Consider the following 16,343-nt stretch of genomic DNA (forward strand, 5'->3'; position numbering starts at 1 on the left):
CCTCGTGCAGGCCAGGCTCTCTCAGGTCGGCGGCGTGCCGTTCTCAGCCAGCACGGCGCCGGCCAGATAAAGCGATCCGCCGATCAGGATGCGCGGCGCCGGGCCATCCCAGGTGTCTCGCAGCAGCATCAGTGCGTTGGCGACGGAACTCACCGGCTCGGCAGTCAGCCCGGCTTCCGTAGCGCGGATCGCCAGTTCGTCGTTCGGCACGCCGGCGTCGCTCAGGCTGACCGGCACGGTGTAGACATGCCGGACGAGGCCCTTGAAGGCGCGGAAATAGCCGCTCTGGTCCTTGGTGTTGATCATGCCCGAGATGAGGAAGAGCGGGCGCGGGTTCTTCTCCTCCTGCTCGGCCAATGCTTCGGCAACGACCACGCCGGCGCCCGGATTGTGGCCGCCGTCGAGCCAGATGTCGGCGCCCTTCGGCGCCAGCTCCGCCAGCCGGCCTTGCATCAGCTTCTGCATGCGGCCGGGCCAAGCAACATGGGTCATCGCCTTCTCGGCGGCGCGGTGGCTGATCTCGAAGCCGGCCGCCTTGACCGCGGCGATCGCGGCGGCCGCATTGGCGAACTGGTGGCGCCCGGGCAGGCGCGGCGGCGGCAGGTCCATCAGGCCGTCCTCGTCCTGGTAAACCATGCGGCCGTTTTCCTCGAAGGCGAGGAAATCCTGGCCGTAGACGAAGGTCGGGCACTCCAGCCGCTCGGCGGTCTCGATCAGCACCTGCAGCGCCGTTTCGCTTTCCTGCGCGCCGATGACCACCGGGCAGCCGCGCTTCATGATGCCGGCCTTTTCAGCCGCGATCAGTTCGACACGGTCGCCGAGATAGGCTTCGTGATCCATCGACACCGGCATGATCACCGACACCGCAGGCCTGGCGACGACATTGGTGGCGTCGAAGCGGCCGCCGAGGCCGACCTCGATGATGGCGGCTTCGGCCGGATGTTCGGAAAACAGGATGAAGGTGACGGCGGTGAGGATCTCGAAGACGGTGATCTTCTGGCCGTCATTGGCCTTGGCGACGCGGGCAATGGCCTCGGCGAAGGTCTCGTCGTCGACAAGCTTGCCGCCCCCCTCGGCGGCGAGCCTGTAGCGCTCGGCCCAGTTCACCAGATGCGGCGAGGTGTGGACATGGACAAGGTGGCCGGCGGCTTCAAGCAGGGCACGGGAAAAGGCGGCGCAGGAGCCCTTGCCGTTGGTGCCGGCGATATGGATGACCGGCGGCAGCAAGTCCTGCGGATTGCCCAGCCGCTCCAGAAGCCGCGTGATACGGTCGAGCGAAAGGTCAAAGCCTTTCGGGTGAAGCGCCATCAGGGCTTCGATTTCGCGGTCGGCGGCGAGCGTTGTCATGACAGAATCCTCGCGCATGGCCCGAGAGCCAGAATCGCTCCCGGAACGGCCATGGCAATCAAAAGGCTACAGCGCGCCATAGACATGGCGCAATCGCTGTTAGCGGCGAGCAAAGTCGTGTTTTGTGCATGTCGTTTTCCCAAAACCGAGGTCACTTTTGGGCGACATGCACAGTGTCGCGTCAGGCCTGCGGCCGGGCTTCGGCGGCGATCACCGCCGGCGGCAGGATTTCCGGCTCCAGCGGCTTTTCCGCCTCCGGTATCTTGAGCAGCATCTTCAGCAGGCGCGCGATCGTGGCCCGCATCTCCAGCCGCGACACAACCATGTCGACCATGCCGTGCTCCATCAGATATTCGGAGCGCTGGAAACCATCGGGCAGCTTTTCACGGATGGTCTGTTCGATGACGCGCGGTCCGGCAAAGCCGATCAGCGCGCCAGGTTCGGCAATGTGCACGTCGCCCAGCATGGCGTAGGAAGCCGTGACCCCGCCGGTGGTCGGGTTGGTCAGCACGACGATGTAGGGAAGGCCGGCTTCCTTCAGCCGGTCAACGCCAACTGTCGTGCGCGGCAGTTGCATGAGCGACAGGATGCCTTCCTGCATGCGGGCGCCGCCGGACGCGGCAAACAGGATCAGCGGCCGCTTGCGCTGCAAGGCGACTTCGAAGCCGTGCACGATAGCGTCACCGGCGGCCATGCCGAGCGAACCGCCCATGAAAGCGAAGTCCTGCACTGTTACCACCACCGGCAGGCCCTCGACGGTGCCCAGCGCGTTGATGATCGCGTCTTCGAGGCCGGTCTTGGCCTTGGCATCCTTCAGCCGGTCGACATAGCGCTTCTCGTCCCGGAATTTCAGCGGATCCTGCATGACCTTAGGATTGTCCAGGGTCTCGTACTTGCCGTCATCGAAAAAGAATTTCAGCCGCTCCTTGGCCGAGATCTTCATATGGTGGCCGGAAGACGGGATGACGAACTGGTTGGATTCCAGATCCTTGTGGAACACCATTTCGCCGGTCTCCGGATCCTTGATCCAGAGATTCTCGGGCATGTCGGTGCGCCGGCCGAGCATCGAATTGATCTTCGGGCGGACGTAATTGGTGATCCAGTTCATCGCTTCGGCTCCTGTCCTGACGAAGAGTTGGCTAAAAACGTAGGAAAACTATTCGGCAGCAGCAAGGCGGGCCGAGCGCACGCCTTGCGCCAGGCCGCTGACCAGTGTGGCGACGGCCTCCGCCGGGTCGGCAGTCTTTTCGCCCTTCGGCCCCAGCACATTGGCGACCGCGTTGACGATCGCGGTGCCGACGACGACGCCATCGGCATTGGCGCCGATGACACGGGCCTGCTCTGCGGTCTTGACGCCGAAGCCGACGCAAACCGGCAGGTCCGTGTGGCCCTTGATGCGCTTGACGGCGGCGGCGACCTTGCCGGTGTCGGCAAGTGCGGAGCCAGTGATGCCGGTCATCGACACATAGTAGACGAAGCCCGACGTGTTCTGCAGCACCTTGGGCAGCCGCTTGTCGTCGGTGGTCGGCGTCGCCAGGCGGATGAAATTGATACCGGCTTTCAGTGCCGGAATGCAGAGTTCCTCATCCATCTCCGGCGGCAGGTCGACGACGATCAGGCCATCGATGCCGCTGGCCAGTGCGTCTTTCAGGAAACGGTCGACGCCGTAGATGTAGATCGGGTTGTAGTAGCCCATCAGCACGATCGGCGTTTCGTTGTCACCGGCGCGGAACTCGGCCGCCATCTTCAGCGTCTTGACCAGCGTCTGGCCGCCTTTCAGCGCGCGCAGGCCGGCAGCCTGGATCGCCGGGCCGTCAGCCATCGGGTCGGAGAACGGCATGCCGAGTTCGATGATGTCGGAGCCGGCGCCGGGGAGCGCCTTCATGATCGACAGGGATGTCTCATAATCCGGATCGCCGCCCATGAAATAGGTGACGAGCGCCGGGCGGCCTTCGGATTTGAGCTTTGCCATGCGGCGGTCGATGCGGGTGGTCATAATCAAATCTCCATGCCCAGCATCGAAGCCACCGTATGCACGTCCTTGTCGCCACGGCCCGACAGGTTGACGATGACGATCTGGTCCTTGTCCATGGCCGGCACAATCTTGACCGCATGCGCGATGGCGTGCGCGGATTCGAGCGCCGGGATGATGCCTTCGACGCGCGTCGTCAACTTGAAGGCTTCCAGCGCCTCGTCGTCGAGGATCGGCACGTATTCGACACGGCCGGAGTCGCGCAGCCAGGAATGTTCCGGGCCGACGCCGGGATAATCGAGACCGGCCGAGATCGAATGGCCGTCCATGATCTGGCCGTCGGCATTCTGCAGGAGATAGGTGCGGTTGCCGTGCAGCACGCCCGGCGCGCCCGCATTCATCGAAGCGCAATGCTCGATGCCGTCGAGGCCACGCCCGCCGGCTTCGATGCCGATGATCTTGACCTCCTTGTCGTCGAGGAAAGGATGGAACAGGCCGATGGCGTTAGAGCCGCCGCCGACAGCGGCGATGATGGTGTCGGGCAGCCGGCCTTCCTGTTCGAGGATCTGCGCGCGTGCCTCGGTGCCGATGACCGACTGAAAGTCGCGCACCAGCTCCGGATAGGGATGCGGACCGGCGGCGGTGCCGATCAGGTAATAGGTGTCCTCGACATTGGTCACCCAATCACGAAGGGCTTCGTTCATGGCGTCCTTCAGCGTGCCGTGACCGGCGGTGACCGGTCGCACTTCGGCGCCGAGCAGCTTCATGCGGAAGACGTTGGGGCTTTGGCGGGCGACGTCGGTAGCGCCCATATAGACGACGCAGGGAAAGCCGAAGCGGGCGGCAACGGTGGCGGATGCGACGCCATGCTGGCCGGCGCCCGTCTCGGCGATGATGCGCTTCTTGCCCATGCGCTTGGCCAGCAGGATCTGGCCGAGGCAGTTGTTGATCTTGTGCGAACCGGTGTGGTTCAGGTCCTCGCGCTTGAAATAGACCTTGGCGCCGCCCCCGAGGCCCTTCGCCGAGGAAACCTCACGAAGATGCCTGGTCAGGCCTTCGGCAAAATACAGCTTCGACGGCCGCCCGGCATAATGGGTCGAAAGGTCGGTCAGCTCAGCCCTGAAATCCGGATCGTTCTTGACCTCATTCCAGTGCCGTTCGAGGTCGAGGATCAGCGGCATCAGCGTTTCGGCGACGAAACGGCCGCCAAAAATGCCGAACATGCCCTGCTCGTCGGGTCCGGTGCGGAAGGAATTGGGTGTCGCCGGCTTGTTCATCGCCGATCTCCTGCATCTTATGTTTTGAGCATGTCCTTGTCGGAAAACCGGTTCCCACTTTTCCGGGACATGCTCTCATTTAAGGCTTTAGGCGGCGCGGTCGTCGCGTGCTGCCCGGACGGCCCGGAAAAACTGTTCGACCAACGCCGGATCCTTGACGCCCGGCGCGCTTTCCACGCCGGAAGAAATGTCTATTCCGGGCGGATTCGCAAGCCGAAGGGCATCGCCGATATTGGCGGCGTTGAGCCCACCGGAAAGCATGTAATCGACGCCGGCGTCAAGGCCGGCAAGGATGCGCCAGTCGAAGGCGACGCCATTGCCACCCGGCAGCTCGGAGCCTTTCGGCGGCTTGGCATCGAACAGGAACCGGTCGGCAATGCCGATGAAAGGCTTGACCCGGCCGAGGTCGGCAGCCTCGCTGAGCGGCAACGCCTTCATCACCGGCAGGCCATAGCGGGCTTTCAGTTCGGCCACCCGCTCGGGTGTTTCCGAGCCGTGCAGCTGCAGCATGTCGGGCTGCATCGTTTCGACGATCTCACCGATGAACGCATCGCAGGCGTCAACGGTGACGGCGACCGCCAAGGCCTTGCCGCGCGCCGCTTCGCGCAGACGGCCCGCTTCCACCGGCTCGACGTAGCGTGGGCTCTTGGCAAAGAAAATAAAGCCGACGTGGCTGGCACCGCCGGCGAGCGCCGCGGCCATCGCCTGGTCGGTCTTCAAGCCGCAGATTTTGATGTCGAGCGCCATGGCGCGGGAATTGGCATGAAATCGCGACAGAGTCGAGAAAAAGCATGCTGTTTGCCGGCAAGGCCAAAGGCGCTACCTATTGATGGACGGGATTGACAGCAAACCGGGTGGGAGAACGATCATGGCCGACAGAACGGTTGCGGAACTCAAGCAGAAGGTCGCGCAGGCGCGCGAGGTGATCGCCCATCTGATGGATAAGGCCGCCTTCAACGGCGCCGAAGCGCATCGCGCATTGGATTATTTCGGCAGCGATGAATTCGACCGGAATTTCCTGCCGTGGCCGCACCATGGCGATGAGGGCCTGCGGCCGGATGAGCTCAATGCCGCGAATGACGACTGACTACTCGAACACGATCGCCTGCAGCGCGCCGCCATTGCGCTTCAGCCAGTCCTTGCAGCGGTCGGTGTCGGGGCAGAGTTTTTCGCACAGTTTCCAGAATTTCGGGCCGTGGTTCATCTCCTTGAGATGCGCCACCTCATGCGCCACGAGGTAGTTGATGATCGGTTGCGGCGCCATCATGATGCGCCAGGAGAAGGACAGATTGCCTTCCGAGGTGCAGGAGCCCCAGCGGCTTGACGTGTCCTTGTAGCGGATCGCCTTGGCGCGCTTGCCGAGCGCCTCGGTGTGTTTGACCACCAGCTTCTCGATCTCCTTCTTGGCCTCGCGCTTCAAGAAGTCGGCGATGCGGCGCGGCAGGTGCACACGGTCGCCATGGACGATCAGCAGCGGGCCGCGCTCGTCGCGCGATACCGTCACGGTGCCGCGCTTTGACGGCTCATGGACGATGCGGTGCGGCACGCCGCGGATCGGAATCTTGATGCCCGGCCGCACCTGTGGCCGCGTCGGCACTTTGGCGAGACGCTGCTCCAGCCAGTCCTGATGGCGGTCGAGGAACCTGTCCACCTCGCCGCGGCGCAGGCCGGGCGGCACGGTGATGCGCAGGCCCTGGCCGCCGGAATCGATGCGCAGCGTCAGGCGCCGGGCCCGGGCGCTCTCGACGATCTTGAGCGGGAGCGTGCGGCCAGCGACGCAATATTCGCGCTCCACGACTGGCGTGGCCTTGGGCTTCGTCAGATTGCGGAAGAATCCGATGGTCATGGCGGGACGATACGCGATTCGAGAAAAACGACTAGAACAAAAAAGAAACGGCGCCGCTCGCGCGACGCCGTTTTTTCACGATCGGGCCTGTCGCTCGGCCTCAGTCGTCAAGCAGGTTCGAGCCCTTGCCACGCTTGGTCGGGGTCGTGCCGGTGCTCGGATCGGTCTTTGCCGGAGCGGTCGACTTGTTGCGGTTCGCCATGAAGCGATCGAACTCGTCCTGATCCTTGGCCCGACGCAGTTCGCGGGCATAGTCGTCGAACTCGGTCAGCATGTCGTCGAGTTTGCGGCGTTCCTCGGCGAGGCGCTCAAGCTCCTTTTCGCGCCAGTCGTCGAAAGCGACGTTGCCGGTGCGGGCGGAGCCATTGCCCCAGCGCGCGGCCTTGTCGGAACCGCGGCGGCAGCCGGCGAAGATACCGTCGGTGGCGCGGTTGACGTCACGCTTGAAGCCGTCGAGCCGGTCGCCCCAGATGATGTAGGCGAGCATGGCGAAGCCGAGCGGCCAGAACACCATGAACCCGATCACCATCAACGCGATGGTTGCCGGCGTCCAGGCCGGGCGGATCAATGCAGATGTGTTCATTTTCTCCCATTCCTTCGGTTGGAGACAGCCAGGACCGGCTGCGTGGAATCGAAATGGGAAGGCAAAAACGGCGATTCAAGACAAGGTCCGCCAAAACCGGACAAGCGGCTGAAATGATTATCGCTTTTTGAGCCTGTCGAGGAAAAGCACGACCAGCCCGGCGATCAGCCCCCAGAATGCGGCCCCAACGCCGAACAGGGTCAGGCCGGAGGCGGTGACGACAAAGGTGACGGTGGCGGCCATGCGGTCGGCCTCGTCCTTCAGCGCGATCGCCAGCGCATTGGCAAGCGACGCCATCAGCGCAAGACCCGCCACCAGCACGATCAGGCTCTGCGGCAGGACGGCGAAGATCGCCACCAGCGACGCGCCGAAAATCGCGAAAATGAGATAGGCGAGCGCATAGAAGGGGCCGGTCTTCCAGCGCTCGGCAGGGTCGGGATGGACGTCAGGCCCGGTGCAGATCGCCGCCGAAATCGCCGCCAGGTTGGTGGTCGAGCCGCCAAACGGCGCCGACAGCAGGGAAAACAGGCCGGTGACGCCGATCAGCGGGCCGGGCTCCGGATGATAACCGGCGGCGCGCAGCACGGCGAGGCCCGACAGGTTCTGCGAAGCCATGGTGACGAGATAGAGCGGCAGCGCCAGGCCGATGATTGCCTTGACGGTGAAATCGGGCGCGATCAGCGTCAGAGTCGACAGTTCGGGTGTCGGCAGGCCGCCGACGCGGCCGGTAAGAAACGCGGCGAGACCGCCGCCGATCAGCACCGACAGCACCGACAGCGCCGGGTGGAACAGGCGGATCAAGAAGAAGGCCGTGATCAGAGGCAGGATCAGCCAGGGGTCGACAGGAACGGTCTTGACCGCATTGAGGGCGAAGGTGACGACGATGCCGGCGAGCATGCCTGAGGCGACGGAGGGCGGTATCCTGGAGATCAATTGCGTCAGGGGCCGGAACAGGCCAGTGGCGATCAACAGGATGGCGGTGACGATGAAGGCGGCGACGGCCTCGCCGATCGAAAAGCCGGTCGACGCCGCCATCAACGCCAGGCCTGGCGTCGACCATGCGGTGATGACAGGCATTTTCGTGCGCCAGGACAGCCACAGGCTCTCGATCGCCATGGCCAGGCAAATCGTCGTCACCCAACTCGCCGTCTGAATTTGCGTCGCACCGACCGCGTGGGCGGCGGCAATGACGATGGCGAGCGTGCCGCCGAAGCCAACGATGGCCGCGACGAAGGCGGAGATCGGGATCGAAAGGCGCATCGTCACTTGCCCCGCCCGGCCATGTCGCCGACCGCCCGCACCAGCATGTCGAGATCCTGCGGCCGCGACAGGCGATGATCGCCGTCAGGGATCAGCGACAGCGTGACGTCATCGGCCGGCAGCAGGCTGACCAGCTTCAGCGCGTGGCTCGATGGCACGTCCGGATCGGCCAGGCCCTGCAGAATGTGGACCGGGCAATGCGTGTCGATCGGCCCGGTCATCACCCTGTTGTCGCGACCGTCCTCGATCAGGGCGCGCGTGTAGATATACGGCTCCGTGGAGTAGTCGGAGGGCTCGGCGAAGAACCCCTTTTCGGCGAGGTCGCGCTTTTGCGCCGCGGTCAGCACCGGTTCGACCAGTTCGGCGGTAAAATCCGGCGCCGGCGCCAGCAGCACCAGGCCGACGACATTGGTCTCACCCGCCTTACGCAATTCCTGCACCATGCGCAGCGCGATCCAGGCGCCCATCGACGAGCCAACCAGGATCTGGCTGCCGCTGCTGAAGTGCCGGAACACGGCAAGGCTCTGCGAAAGCCACTTTGAAATCGTGCCGTCGGCAAAGGCGCCGCCGGATTCACCATGGCCAGAATAGTCATAGCGCAGGAAGGCGCGGCCTTCTTTTGCCGCCCAGTCCGACAGCGTCTCGGCCTTCGTGCCCAGCATGTCCGATTTGTAGCCGCCCAGCCAGACGATGCCGGGCGCCGAGCCCGCGCTATGGCGCACCGCGATGCGGGACCCATCGACATCGAGAAAGGTCGGGGGGAGAACGGTTGGGGGCGTGACGGTCATGGCTTTTTCCTCGGGCCCCTCTTCTGGCTCGGGGTTCTTGTGGCACAGCCACGGGCGTGGCGAAAAGTGCTCGTGCTGTTTCTTTGTTTGGTGCAGGCGGTGATCAGGGTGATTTTCTGTCAATGCTGTGCTATTGACTCCGCCCGCGCGCTCCCCACATTGGCGCGTCCACGCATCAAACCGACAAATCCTGAACGAAACGGCCAAGGAGACCACGACCATTCGCAGACCTTTCAAAGCAGCGGCGCCGACCAAGGATGGGCCGCGCTCCAACCGTGACATCCGGGTTCCCCGGGTCCAGCTTATCGACGCCGAAGGCCAGAACCGCGGCGATGTTTCCATCAACGACGCATTGCTGCTCGCCGAAGAGGCCGGGCTCGATCTCGTTGAGATATCGCCCAATGCGGTGCCCCCCGTCGTAAAGATCCTCGATCTCGGCAAGTTGAAATACGCCAACCAGAAGAAGGCGGCCGAGGCGCGCAAGAATCAGAAGGTCATCGAGATCAAGGAGATCAAGATGCGCCCGAACATCGACAGCCATGACTACGAGACCAAGATGAAGGCGGTGCGCCGCTTCTTCGAGGAAGGCGACAAGGTCAAGCTGACGTTGCGCTTCCGTGGCCGCGAGATGGCGCATATGGAACTCGGCATGCAGCTTCTGAACAAGGTGCGCGAGGAAGTGGCGACCATCGCCAAGGTCGAGGCGGAGCCGAAGCTCGAGGGCCGCCAGATGATGATGGTGCTGGCGCCGCGCTAAGGTGTGCTGAATATCAACACCACCTGAGATCACGATAAAGTCAGGCGTGGCCAGCGCTCCAAATCCGCCTGAATTGTCTTGCAGAGCGTCCCGGCGATCGGCGGGACGCCTGTTTCTCGGCTAAAGCTGCGATCGCCGGCTTTGTTTTTATGCATGTCGTCCTCCCAAAACCGGACCCACTTTTGGGCGACATGCAATTGGCTCTTCGACGATCGGACACCTCTTGGACAACGAACTCAAATACGGGCTGGGCAATTACCAGCAAATGCGTCGGCTGGTGCTTGCCGTGCTCGTGGTGGTGCTGTTTTTGGCGCTGCTGTTTGGCCAGTCGACCTTCCCGCCCGACACGCCGGTGCATGAAACGATCGAGATGTTCGGCGTGCTCTTGATTTTCCTCGGCATCGTCGGACGGCTTTGGGCGACGCTCTATATAGGCGGGCGCAAATCGTCCGAGGTGGTCACCGGCGGGCCCTATTCGATCACCCGCAACCCGCTCTATGTGTTCTCGACGGTGGCCGCGGCCGGCGTCGGCGCACAGATCGGCTCGTTTTCCGGCATCATCCTGTTCGCGGTGCTGTGCGCGGGCGCCTTCCATATCGTCATCCTGCGCGAAGAGAAATTCCTCAAGGAAGCGCTCGGCGCTCCCTATCAGGCCTATCTGAACAAGGTGCCGCGCTTCTTCCCGAAGCTCTCCCTCTACCAGGAGGGCGACACAGGCAGCTTCAAGCCACGCCTGCTGTTGACCACGCTGCTCGACGGCCTGGTGTTCCTGGTTGCGTTACCGGCCTTCGAACTGATCGACGGCGCGCAGCAGTCGGGCATGCTGCCGGTGTGGTTCACGCTGCCCTGAGTGGGGACAGAGCGTCGCACGGCTTCAGGTGTTGCGCACAGGCCGTCTTTGACGTATAGGACCGCCGTTCAAGAAAACCGCCCGGCAGGGCATGCCGTGGCGGTTTCATTTGCTTTTCGGGCTTTGGTCGGCCCGGAGCGAACAAGAAGCGCGATAGTGCGCCAACAATACGGAGTAGCAAAATGCCCAAGATGAAGACCAAGTCGGCCGCCAAAAAGCGGTTCAAGATCACAGGTACGGGTAAAGTCCTGTCGGCTGCGGCCGGCAAGCGTCACGGCATGATCAAGCGTTCCAACAAGTTCATTCGAAATGCCCGCGGCACGATGGTTCTGGCTGAACCGGATGGCAAGAAGGTCATCAAGAATTTTCTGCCGAACGGCCTCTGAGCATTCGGTCTGGACACGTATTAGTTTTACGCAATTCCGAACGGAAAACCGCAAGACACTTTTCCTGGAATTGCTTTTAAGGAGATCATGACATGGCACGCGTAAAGAGAGGCGTCACCTCGCACGCCAAGCACAAGAAGGTCCTGAAAGCCGCCAAGGGCTTCTACGGCCGTCGCAAGAACACCATTCGCATCGCCAAGCAGGCGGTGGAAAAGTCGCTGCAGTATGCCTACCGCGACCGCAAGAACCGCAAGCGCTCGTTCCGCGCGCTGTGGATCCAGCGCATCAACGCGGCGACCCACGAGCATGGCCTGACCTATGGCCGCTTCATTGACGGCCTCAACAAGGCCGGCATCGAGATCGATCGCAAGATCCTGTCCGACATGGCCATCCATGAGCCGCAGGCTTTCGCCGCGCTCGTGGCCAAGGCCAAGGTGGCGCTCGAATATCTGAAGAACACCACGCCGAACGCTTTTGAAAGCGCTGTCGCCTAAGACCAGCGCTTCCCAAGCATTCGCAATTCTGATTATGGGGAACCCGCGCTGGCACGGCTGGCGCGGGTTCTTTTTTGACCCTGATGTAACCAAAATGGTGACGACGAACCAAAATGGTGTCGGTCGCCCTATCGAGAGAGCTTCACTGTGAACGCCACCGCTGGAAATCTTGAAGCCCTGGAAGATTCACTTCTGGCCGACATCGCATCGGCCGCCGACGAGCCGGCCATCGAGGCTGTGCGCATCGCCGCCTTCGGCAAGAAGGGCACCGTGTCCGAAATGCTGAAAACGCTTGGCGCCATGACCGCCGAGGAGCGCCAGCTCAAGGGCCCGGTCATCAACGGCCTCAAGAACCGCGTCACCGAGGCGCTGACGGCCCGCAAGGCCGAGTTGAAGGACGTGGCGATCGCAGCACGTCTCGCCGCGGAAAAGGTCGACGTGACGCTGCCGGTGCGGCAGTCGCCGGCCGAGCGCGGCCGCATCCATCCGATCAGCCAGGTCATCGACGAGATCGCCGCGATCTTCGGCGATCTCGGCTTCGCCATCGCCGAAGGTCCCGATATCGAGACCGACTATTACAATTTCACCGCGCTGAATTTCCCCGAGGGGCATCCGGCGCGCGAGATGCACGACACGTTCTTCTTCCAGCCGGACGAGAAGGGCGAGCGCAAGCTGTTGCGCACCCACACCTCACCCGTGCAGATCCGCACCATGGAGAAGCAGAAGCCGCCGATCCGCATCGTCATTCCGGGCAAGACCTATCGGCAGGATTCCGACGCCACGCATTCGCCGATGTTCCATCAGGTCGAGGGTCTGGTGATCGACAATACGGCGAATGTCGCCAACATGAAGTGGGTGCTGGAGGAATTCTGCAAGGCCTTCTTCGAGGTGCCCTCGGTCAAGATGCGCTTCCGGCCGTCCTTCTTCCCGTTCACCGAGCCAAGCCTCGAGGTCGACATCCAGTGCGACCGCTCGCGGCCCGGCGAAGTGCGCTTCGGCGAAGGCTCAGACTGGATGGAGATCCTGGGCTGCGGCATGGTGCACCCCAATGTGCTGCGCGCCGGCGGGCTCGATCCGGACGAGTATCAGGGCTTTGCCTGGGGCATGGGCATCGACCGCATCGCCATGCTGAAATACGGCATGCCGGACCTGCGCGCCTTCTTCGACGCCGATGTGCGCTGGCTGTCGCATTACGGTTTCCGGCCGCTCGACATGCCGACTTTGTTCGGAGGCCTGAGCGCGTGACAGCGCCCCATCTCGGCGGCTGCCGCTGCGGCGCCGTGCGGTTCGAGGCTTCGGCTGAACCGCATCACGTCAGCTATTGCCATTGCGGCGATTGCCGGCGGGCGAGCGGCGCGCCGGTCTCGGCCTTTGTCGGCTTCCTGGTTGACCAGGTGGCGTTCACCGGCAAGGCGCTGAAGATGTATGAGAACGGCCCGGTGACGCGCTCGTTTTGCGGCGTCTGCGGCTCGCCCATCGCCTATGTCGACGAGCGGCTGGAGGATGACATCTACTTCATGCTCGGCGCCATGGACGCGCCGGCCGATTTCAAACCAAGGCTGCATGCCTATGTCAGCGAGCAGCTTCCCTTCCTGCATATGTCCGACGACCTGCCTAGACACCTGAAATCAAGCGTCAAAAGACCAGACGGAACAGTCCCATGAAATTCACCCTCTCCTGGCTCAAGGATCATCTCGAGACCGACGCCACGCTCAACGAGATCGTCGAACGGCTGACCTCGATCGGCCTCGAAGTCGAGCATGTCGACGACAAGTCGAGCCTGAAACCCTTCGTCATCGCCAAGGTGCTGACGGCGGTGCAGCATCCCGATGCCGACCGGCTGCGCGTGCTCACCGTCGACACCGGCGACGGCAAGCCCCCCGTCCAGGTCGTCTGCGGCGCGTCGAACGCCCGCGCCGGCCTGATCGGCGCCTTCGCCGCGCCCGGCACCTATGTGCCCGGCATCGATGTGACGCTGACGGTCGGCAAGATCCGTGGCGTCGAGAGCCATGGCATGATGTGTTCCGAGCGCGAGCTGGAACTGTCGGACGAGCACAATGGCATCATCGATTTGCCGGCCGACGCCCCGGTCGGCACCAGCTTTGCATCCTATGCGCATCTCGACGATCCGGTCATCGAGATCAATCTGACGCCGAACCGGCCTGATGCCACCAGCGTCTACGGCATCGCCAGGGATCTGGCGGCAAGCGGCCTCGGACGGCTCGTGGGTGGCGCGATCATGCCGCATGTCGGCGACGGGCTGTGCCCCGTGAAGGTCACGATCGAGGCGCCGGAACTCTGCCCCGGCTTCGCGCTGACGATGGTGAGGGGTGTCAAGAACGGCCCGTCACCGAAATGGCTGCAGCAGCGCCTGATCGCCATTGGTTTGCGCCCGATCAGCGCCCTGGTCGACATCACCAACTATGTCACTTTCGACCGCGGCCGGCCGTTGCATGTGTTCGACGCCGCGAAGGTGGCCGGCAACCTCGTGGTGCGCCGCGCCAGGGACGGCGAAAAAGTGCTGGCGCTGGACGGCCGCGAATACACGCTGACGCCGGAGATGTGCGTGATTGCCGACGACAACGGCGTCGAATCGATCGCCGGCATCATGGGCGGCGAACATTCGGGTTGCGATGAGAGCACCACTGACGTGCTGATCGAATCAGCGCTGTGGGACCCGATCGCAACCGCCCGCACCGGCCGTGCGCTCGGCATCATCACCGACGCCCGCTATCGCTTCGAGCGCGGCGTCGACCCCGAATTCATGGTGCCGGGCGTCGAACTCGCGACCAGGCTGGTGCTCGATTTCTGCGGCGGAACGCCGACGGAAATGGAAGTGGCCGGCTATGCCGGGCACAAGCCGAAGATCGTGTCCTTCCCGCTGTCGGAAGTGAAGCGGCTGACGGGCATCGAGGTGCCGAAGGCGGAAAGCCTCGACATCCTCACTCGCCTCGGCTTCGAGCCACAGGGCTCGGGCGACATCGTCAAGGTGAAGGTGCCCTCCTGGCGGCCGGATGTCGACGGCAAGGCCGATCTCGTCGAGGAAGTGATGCGCATTCACGGCGTCGACAACATCGCGCCGCAGCCGCTCGGCGCTCATGACGCGGTCAATTCGAAAATCCTGACCACACTGCAGGTCCGCACTCGCACGGCCAAGCGGGCGCTTGCGGTGCGCGGCATGATGGAGGCCGTCACCTGGTCGTTCATCCCGGCCAAACACGCCGAACTGTTCGGCGGTGGGCAGACGGCGCTGAAGCTTGCCAACCCGATCGCCGCCGACATGTCCGACATGCGGCCGTCGCTGCTGCCGGGGCTGATCGCAGCCGCCCAGCGCAATGCCGACAAGGGCATTGGCGACGTCGCGCTGTTCGAGGTGTCCGGCACCTATGAGGGCGACGGCGCCGACCAGCAGCGGCGCGTGGCCGCCGGTGTGCGCCGCGGCACCGCCAAGCTCGACGGCTCCGGCCGCAACTGGGCCGGCAATTCAGGTCCGGTCGGCGTGTTCGATGCCAAGGCCGATGCGATCGCGGCACTGGAAGCCTGCGGCGCGCCGGTCGAGCGGCTGCAGATCGAGGCGGGCGGTCCGGCCTGGTATCATCCCGGCCGTTCCGGCACGATCAAGCTCGGGCCGAAAACCGTGCTCGGCACGTTCGGCGAGTTCCATCCCAAGACGATGGAAGGTCTCGATGTGTCCGGGCCGCTGTGCGGCTTCGAAGTGTTCGTCGATGCCGTGCCGGAACCGAAGGCCAAGCCAACGAAGACCAAGCCGAAGCTGGAGCTCTCCGCCTTTCAGGCGGTGAAGCGCGACTTCGCCTTCGTCGTCGACAAGACGGTGGAAGCCGGCACGCTGGTGCGCGCCGCATTGGCCGCCGACAAGAAGCTGATCACGGGCGTTTCGGTCTTCGACATCTTCGAAGGCGCGTCGCTCGGCGCCGACAAAAAATCGATCGCCATCGAAGTGTCGATCCAGCCGGTCGAGAAGACGCTGACCGACGAGGATTTCGAGGCGCTGGCCAAGCGCGTCGTCGAGAATGTCGGCAAGCAGACCGGTGGCGTGCTGCGCGGCTGAAGCATTCCAGGAAAAGTGCTTAGCGGTTTTCCCACGGGAAACTACGGATTGCGAGCAGATGGCGAATCGCCCTCCAAAGGGTGATGGACCATCTGCGCTATTCCGGGCTGCCGTTCGAAGCACAGCGAGAGGCGTTTCTCGACATCGTGTCGGCGGACCCGCTGGTTCGCGACGCGCTGGTGCGGGCTCGCGCGCTGGCTCTGCCGGACTGGCTGGTGGTTTCCGGCGCGCTCTACAACAGCGTCTGGAACCATCTGACCGGCAAGCCGTCAGGTTACGGCATTAGGGATGTCGACCTGTTTTATTTCGACGAGTCGGACCTGTCTTACGAGGCTGAGGATGCGGTCATCCGCCGGGCGGCAGGACATTTCGAGGGGCTGCCCTTGCCCGTCGAGGTGCGCAACCAGGCGCGGGTGCATCTGTGGTATCCGCAAAAGTTCGGGCAGCCCTGCCCGCGCTACACCAGTTCAAGCCAATCCGTCAGCCATTTCGCCTCGAAGACGCATGCGGTTGGGGTGCGATACGATGCTGACGGGCAATTGGAGCTGGTGGCGCCGTTCGGGCTGAGCGACATTTTTTCGTTTCGCATCACGCCGAACCGGATGATGGACAACCGGCAGACCCATGAGGCGAAGGGGAAGCGGGCAAAGGAGAACTGGCCTGAGATTGAGTTGGTGCCGTGGTAGAGACGTAGGCGCGAGGCGCCCCCCTCTG

At 63.5% G+C, this 16,343-nt stretch carries 19 protein-coding genes; 9 read left to right on the plus strand and 10 right to left on the minus strand.

Translation table 11 applies throughout. The features are described 5' to 3' along the window. Positions 1-21: 21 nt before the first annotated feature. The 5 genes from JN279_RS02080 to JN279_RS02100 all read right to left on the minus strand — a co-directional run bounded on the left by JN279_RS02080 (position 22) and on the right by JN279_RS02100 (position 5,343). Positions 22-1,347 (minus strand): bifunctional folylpolyglutamate synthase/dihydrofolate synthase, encoded by a 1,326-nt coding sequence (locus tag JN279_RS02080; protein WP_096458327.1) that lies wholly within the window; start codon positions 1,345-1,347, stop codon positions 22-24. 181 nt (positions 1,348-1,528) lie between these two features. Further along, positions 1,529-2,455, minus strand: a complete 927-nt coding sequence (gene accD, locus JN279_RS02085; RefSeq protein ID WP_096452781.1) for an acetyl-CoA carboxylase, carboxyltransferase subunit beta — start codon at positions 2,453-2,455, stop codon at positions 1,529-1,531. 48 nt (positions 2,456-2,503) lie between these two features. Continuing rightward, positions 2,504-3,343, minus strand: a complete 840-nt coding sequence (gene trpA, locus JN279_RS02090) for a tryptophan synthase subunit alpha (protein WP_096452779.1) — start codon at positions 3,341-3,343, stop codon at positions 2,504-2,506. A 2-nt stretch (positions 3,344-3,345) separates the two neighbouring features. After that, positions 3,346-4,596, minus strand: coding sequence for a tryptophan synthase subunit beta (gene trpB / locus JN279_RS02095; protein WP_202351857.1), 1,251 nt, complete (start codon positions 4,594-4,596; stop codon positions 3,346-3,348). 87 nt (positions 4,597-4,683) lie between these two features. Further along, entirely contained in the window at positions 4,684-5,343 is a 660-nt protein-coding gene (locus JN279_RS02100; RefSeq protein WP_202351858.1) for a phosphoribosylanthranilate isomerase, read from the minus strand. A gap of 121 nt (positions 5,344-5,464) precedes the next feature. On the opposite strand from JN279_RS02100, the gene JN279_RS02105 reads away from it, so the two are divergent. Continuing rightward, positions 5,465-5,683, plus strand: a complete 219-nt coding sequence (locus JN279_RS02105; RefSeq protein ID WP_202351859.1) for a hypothetical protein — start codon at positions 5,465-5,467, stop codon at positions 5,681-5,683. Here JN279_RS02105 and JN279_RS02110 read toward each other — a convergent pair whose 3' ends face one another. The 4 genes from JN279_RS02110 to JN279_RS02125 form a co-directional block, all read right to left on the minus strand. Then, the gene (locus tag JN279_RS02110; protein ID WP_096452771.1) at positions 5,684-6,442 is read right to left on the minus strand and encodes a M48 family metallopeptidase; all 759 of its coding nucleotides are present in this window, start codon (positions 6,440-6,442) and stop codon (positions 5,684-5,686) included. A 100-nt stretch (positions 6,443-6,542) separates the two neighbouring features. After that, a complete protein-coding gene (locus tag JN279_RS02115) occupies positions 6,543-7,025 on the minus strand; it encodes a DUF2852 domain-containing protein (RefSeq protein ID WP_096452769.1) in 483 nt (160 codons plus the stop codon). A gap of 117 nt (positions 7,026-7,142) precedes the next feature. Continuing rightward, the gene (locus JN279_RS02120; protein ID WP_202353620.1) at positions 7,143-8,285 is read right to left on the minus strand and encodes a benzoate/H(+) symporter BenE family transporter; all 1,143 of its coding nucleotides are present in this window, start codon (positions 8,283-8,285) and stop codon (positions 7,143-7,145) included. Between the two features lie 2 nt (positions 8,286-8,287). Next, positions 8,288-9,073 carry an alpha/beta hydrolase gene (locus tag JN279_RS02125; protein ID WP_202351860.1) on the minus strand — a complete coding sequence of 262 codons (786 nt, stop codon included), beginning with the start codon at positions 9,071-9,073 and terminating at the stop codon, positions 8,288-8,290. A gap of 220 nt (positions 9,074-9,293) precedes the next feature. Between JN279_RS02125 and infC the strand changes: the two genes are divergently transcribed. Then, positions 9,294-9,830 (plus strand): translation initiation factor IF-3, encoded by a 537-nt coding sequence (gene infC, locus JN279_RS02130; RefSeq protein WP_010912915.1) that lies wholly within the window; start codon positions 9,294-9,296, stop codon positions 9,828-9,830. Positions 9,831-9,859: 29 nt separating this feature from the next. On the opposite strand, the gene JN279_RS38640 is transcribed toward infC, so the two are convergent. Continuing rightward, the gene (locus JN279_RS38640) at positions 9,860-9,985 is read right to left on the minus strand and encodes a hypothetical protein (RefSeq protein WP_274608644.1); all 126 of its coding nucleotides are present in this window, start codon (positions 9,983-9,985) and stop codon (positions 9,860-9,862) included. A 68-nt stretch (positions 9,986-10,053) separates the two neighbouring features. Between JN279_RS38640 and JN279_RS02135 the strand changes: the two genes are divergently transcribed. The 7 genes from JN279_RS02135 (at position 10,054) to JN279_RS02165 (ending at position 16,315) form a co-directional block, all read left to right on the plus strand. Further along, positions 10,054-10,680 (plus strand): methyltransferase family protein, encoded by a 627-nt coding sequence (locus JN279_RS02135; protein ID WP_202351861.1) that lies wholly within the window; start codon positions 10,054-10,056, stop codon positions 10,678-10,680. Positions 10,681-10,862: 182 nt separating this feature from the next. Further along, complete coding sequence (gene rpmI, locus JN279_RS02140; protein WP_006201248.1) at positions 10,863-11,066, plus strand: 50S ribosomal protein L35; 204 nt, start codon at positions 10,863-10,865, stop codon at positions 11,064-11,066. Positions 11,067-11,158: 92 nt separating this feature from the next. Next, positions 11,159-11,560, plus strand: coding sequence for a 50S ribosomal protein L20 (rplT, locus tag JN279_RS02145; RefSeq protein ID WP_006201247.1), 402 nt, complete (start codon positions 11,159-11,161; stop codon positions 11,558-11,560). 147 nt (positions 11,561-11,707) lie between these two features. Continuing rightward, a complete protein-coding gene (gene pheS, locus JN279_RS02150) occupies positions 11,708-12,805 on the plus strand; it encodes a phenylalanine--tRNA ligase subunit alpha (RefSeq protein WP_202351862.1) in 1,098 nt (365 codons plus the stop codon). Continuing rightward, positions 12,802-13,224, plus strand: a complete 423-nt coding sequence (locus JN279_RS02155; protein WP_096452763.1) for a GFA family protein — start codon at positions 12,802-12,804, stop codon at positions 13,222-13,224. Before pheS ends, JN279_RS02155 begins: the two co-directional genes overlap by 4 nt. Then, a complete protein-coding gene (pheT, locus tag JN279_RS02160; RefSeq protein ID WP_202351863.1) occupies positions 13,221-15,629 on the plus strand; it encodes a phenylalanine--tRNA ligase subunit beta in 2,409 nt (802 codons plus the stop codon). The genes JN279_RS02155 and pheT overlap by 4 nt, the downstream gene beginning before the upstream one ends. Positions 15,630-15,712: 83 nt before the next feature. Beyond that, on the plus strand, positions 15,713-16,315 hold the full coding sequence (locus JN279_RS02165; protein ID WP_202351864.1) for a nucleotidyltransferase family protein: 603 nt from the start codon (positions 15,713-15,715) through the stop codon (positions 16,313-16,315). Positions 16,316-16,343: the final 28 nt, after the last annotated feature.

The organism is Mesorhizobium sp. 113-1-2, assembly GCF_016756475.1.
Taxonomy (GTDB): Bacteria; Pseudomonadota; Alphaproteobacteria; order Rhizobiales; family Rhizobiaceae; genus Mesorhizobium; species Mesorhizobium loti_C.

Excerpts from the sequence above, each read along its gene's own strand:
- JN279_RS02100 (WP_202351858.1), bottom strand. The coding sequence starts at position 5,343 with ATGGCGCTCGACATCAAAATCTGCGGCTTGAAGACCGACCAGGCGATG.
- JN279_RS02110 (WP_096452771.1), bottom strand. The coding sequence starts at position 6,442 with ATGACCATCGGATTCTTCCGCAATCTGACGAAGCCCAAGGCCACGCCA.
- JN279_RS02115 (WP_096452769.1), bottom strand. The coding sequence starts at position 7,025 with ATGAACACATCTGCATTGATCCGCCCGGCCTGGACGCCGGCAACCATC.
- JN279_RS02120 (WP_202353620.1), bottom strand. The coding sequence starts at position 8,285 with ATGCGCCTTTCGATCCCGATCTCCGCCTTCGTCGCGGCCATCGTTGGC.
- pheT (WP_202351863.1), top strand. The coding sequence starts at position 13,221 with ATGAAATTCACCCTCTCCTGGCTCAAGGATCATCTCGAGACCGACGCC.
- JN279_RS02105 (WP_202351859.1), top strand. The coding sequence starts at position 5,465 with ATGGCCGACAGAACGGTTGCGGAACTCAAGCAGAAGGTCGCGCAGGCG.
- JN279_RS02080 (WP_096458327.1), bottom strand. The coding sequence starts at position 1,347 with ATGACAACGCTCGCCGCCGACCGCGAAATCGAAGCCCTGATGGCGCTT.
- JN279_RS02165 (WP_202351864.1), top strand. The coding sequence starts at position 15,713 with ATGGACCATCTGCGCTATTCCGGGCTGCCGTTCGAAGCACAGCGAGAG.
- rplT (WP_006201247.1), top strand. The coding sequence starts at position 11,159 with ATGGCACGCGTAAAGAGAGGCGTCACCTCGCACGCCAAGCACAAGAAG.
- rpmI (WP_006201248.1), top strand. The coding sequence starts at position 10,863 with ATGCCCAAGATGAAGACCAAGTCGGCCGCCAAAAAGCGGTTCAAGATC.
- trpB (WP_202351857.1), bottom strand. The coding sequence starts at position 4,596 with ATGAACAAGCCGGCGACACCCAATTCCTTCCGCACCGGACCCGACGAG.
- JN279_RS02125 (WP_202351860.1), bottom strand. The coding sequence starts at position 9,073 with ATGACCGTCACGCCCCCAACCGTTCTCCCCCCGACCTTTCTCGATGTC.
- accD (WP_096452781.1), bottom strand. The coding sequence starts at position 2,455 with ATGAACTGGATCACCAATTACGTCCGCCCGAAGATCAATTCGATGCTC.
- trpA (WP_096452779.1), bottom strand. The coding sequence starts at position 3,343 with ATGACCACCCGCATCGACCGCCGCATGGCAAAGCTCAAATCCGAAGGC.
- JN279_RS38640 (WP_274608644.1), bottom strand. The coding sequence starts at position 9,985 with ATGCATAAAAACAAAGCCGGCGATCGCAGCTTTAGCCGAGAAACAGGC.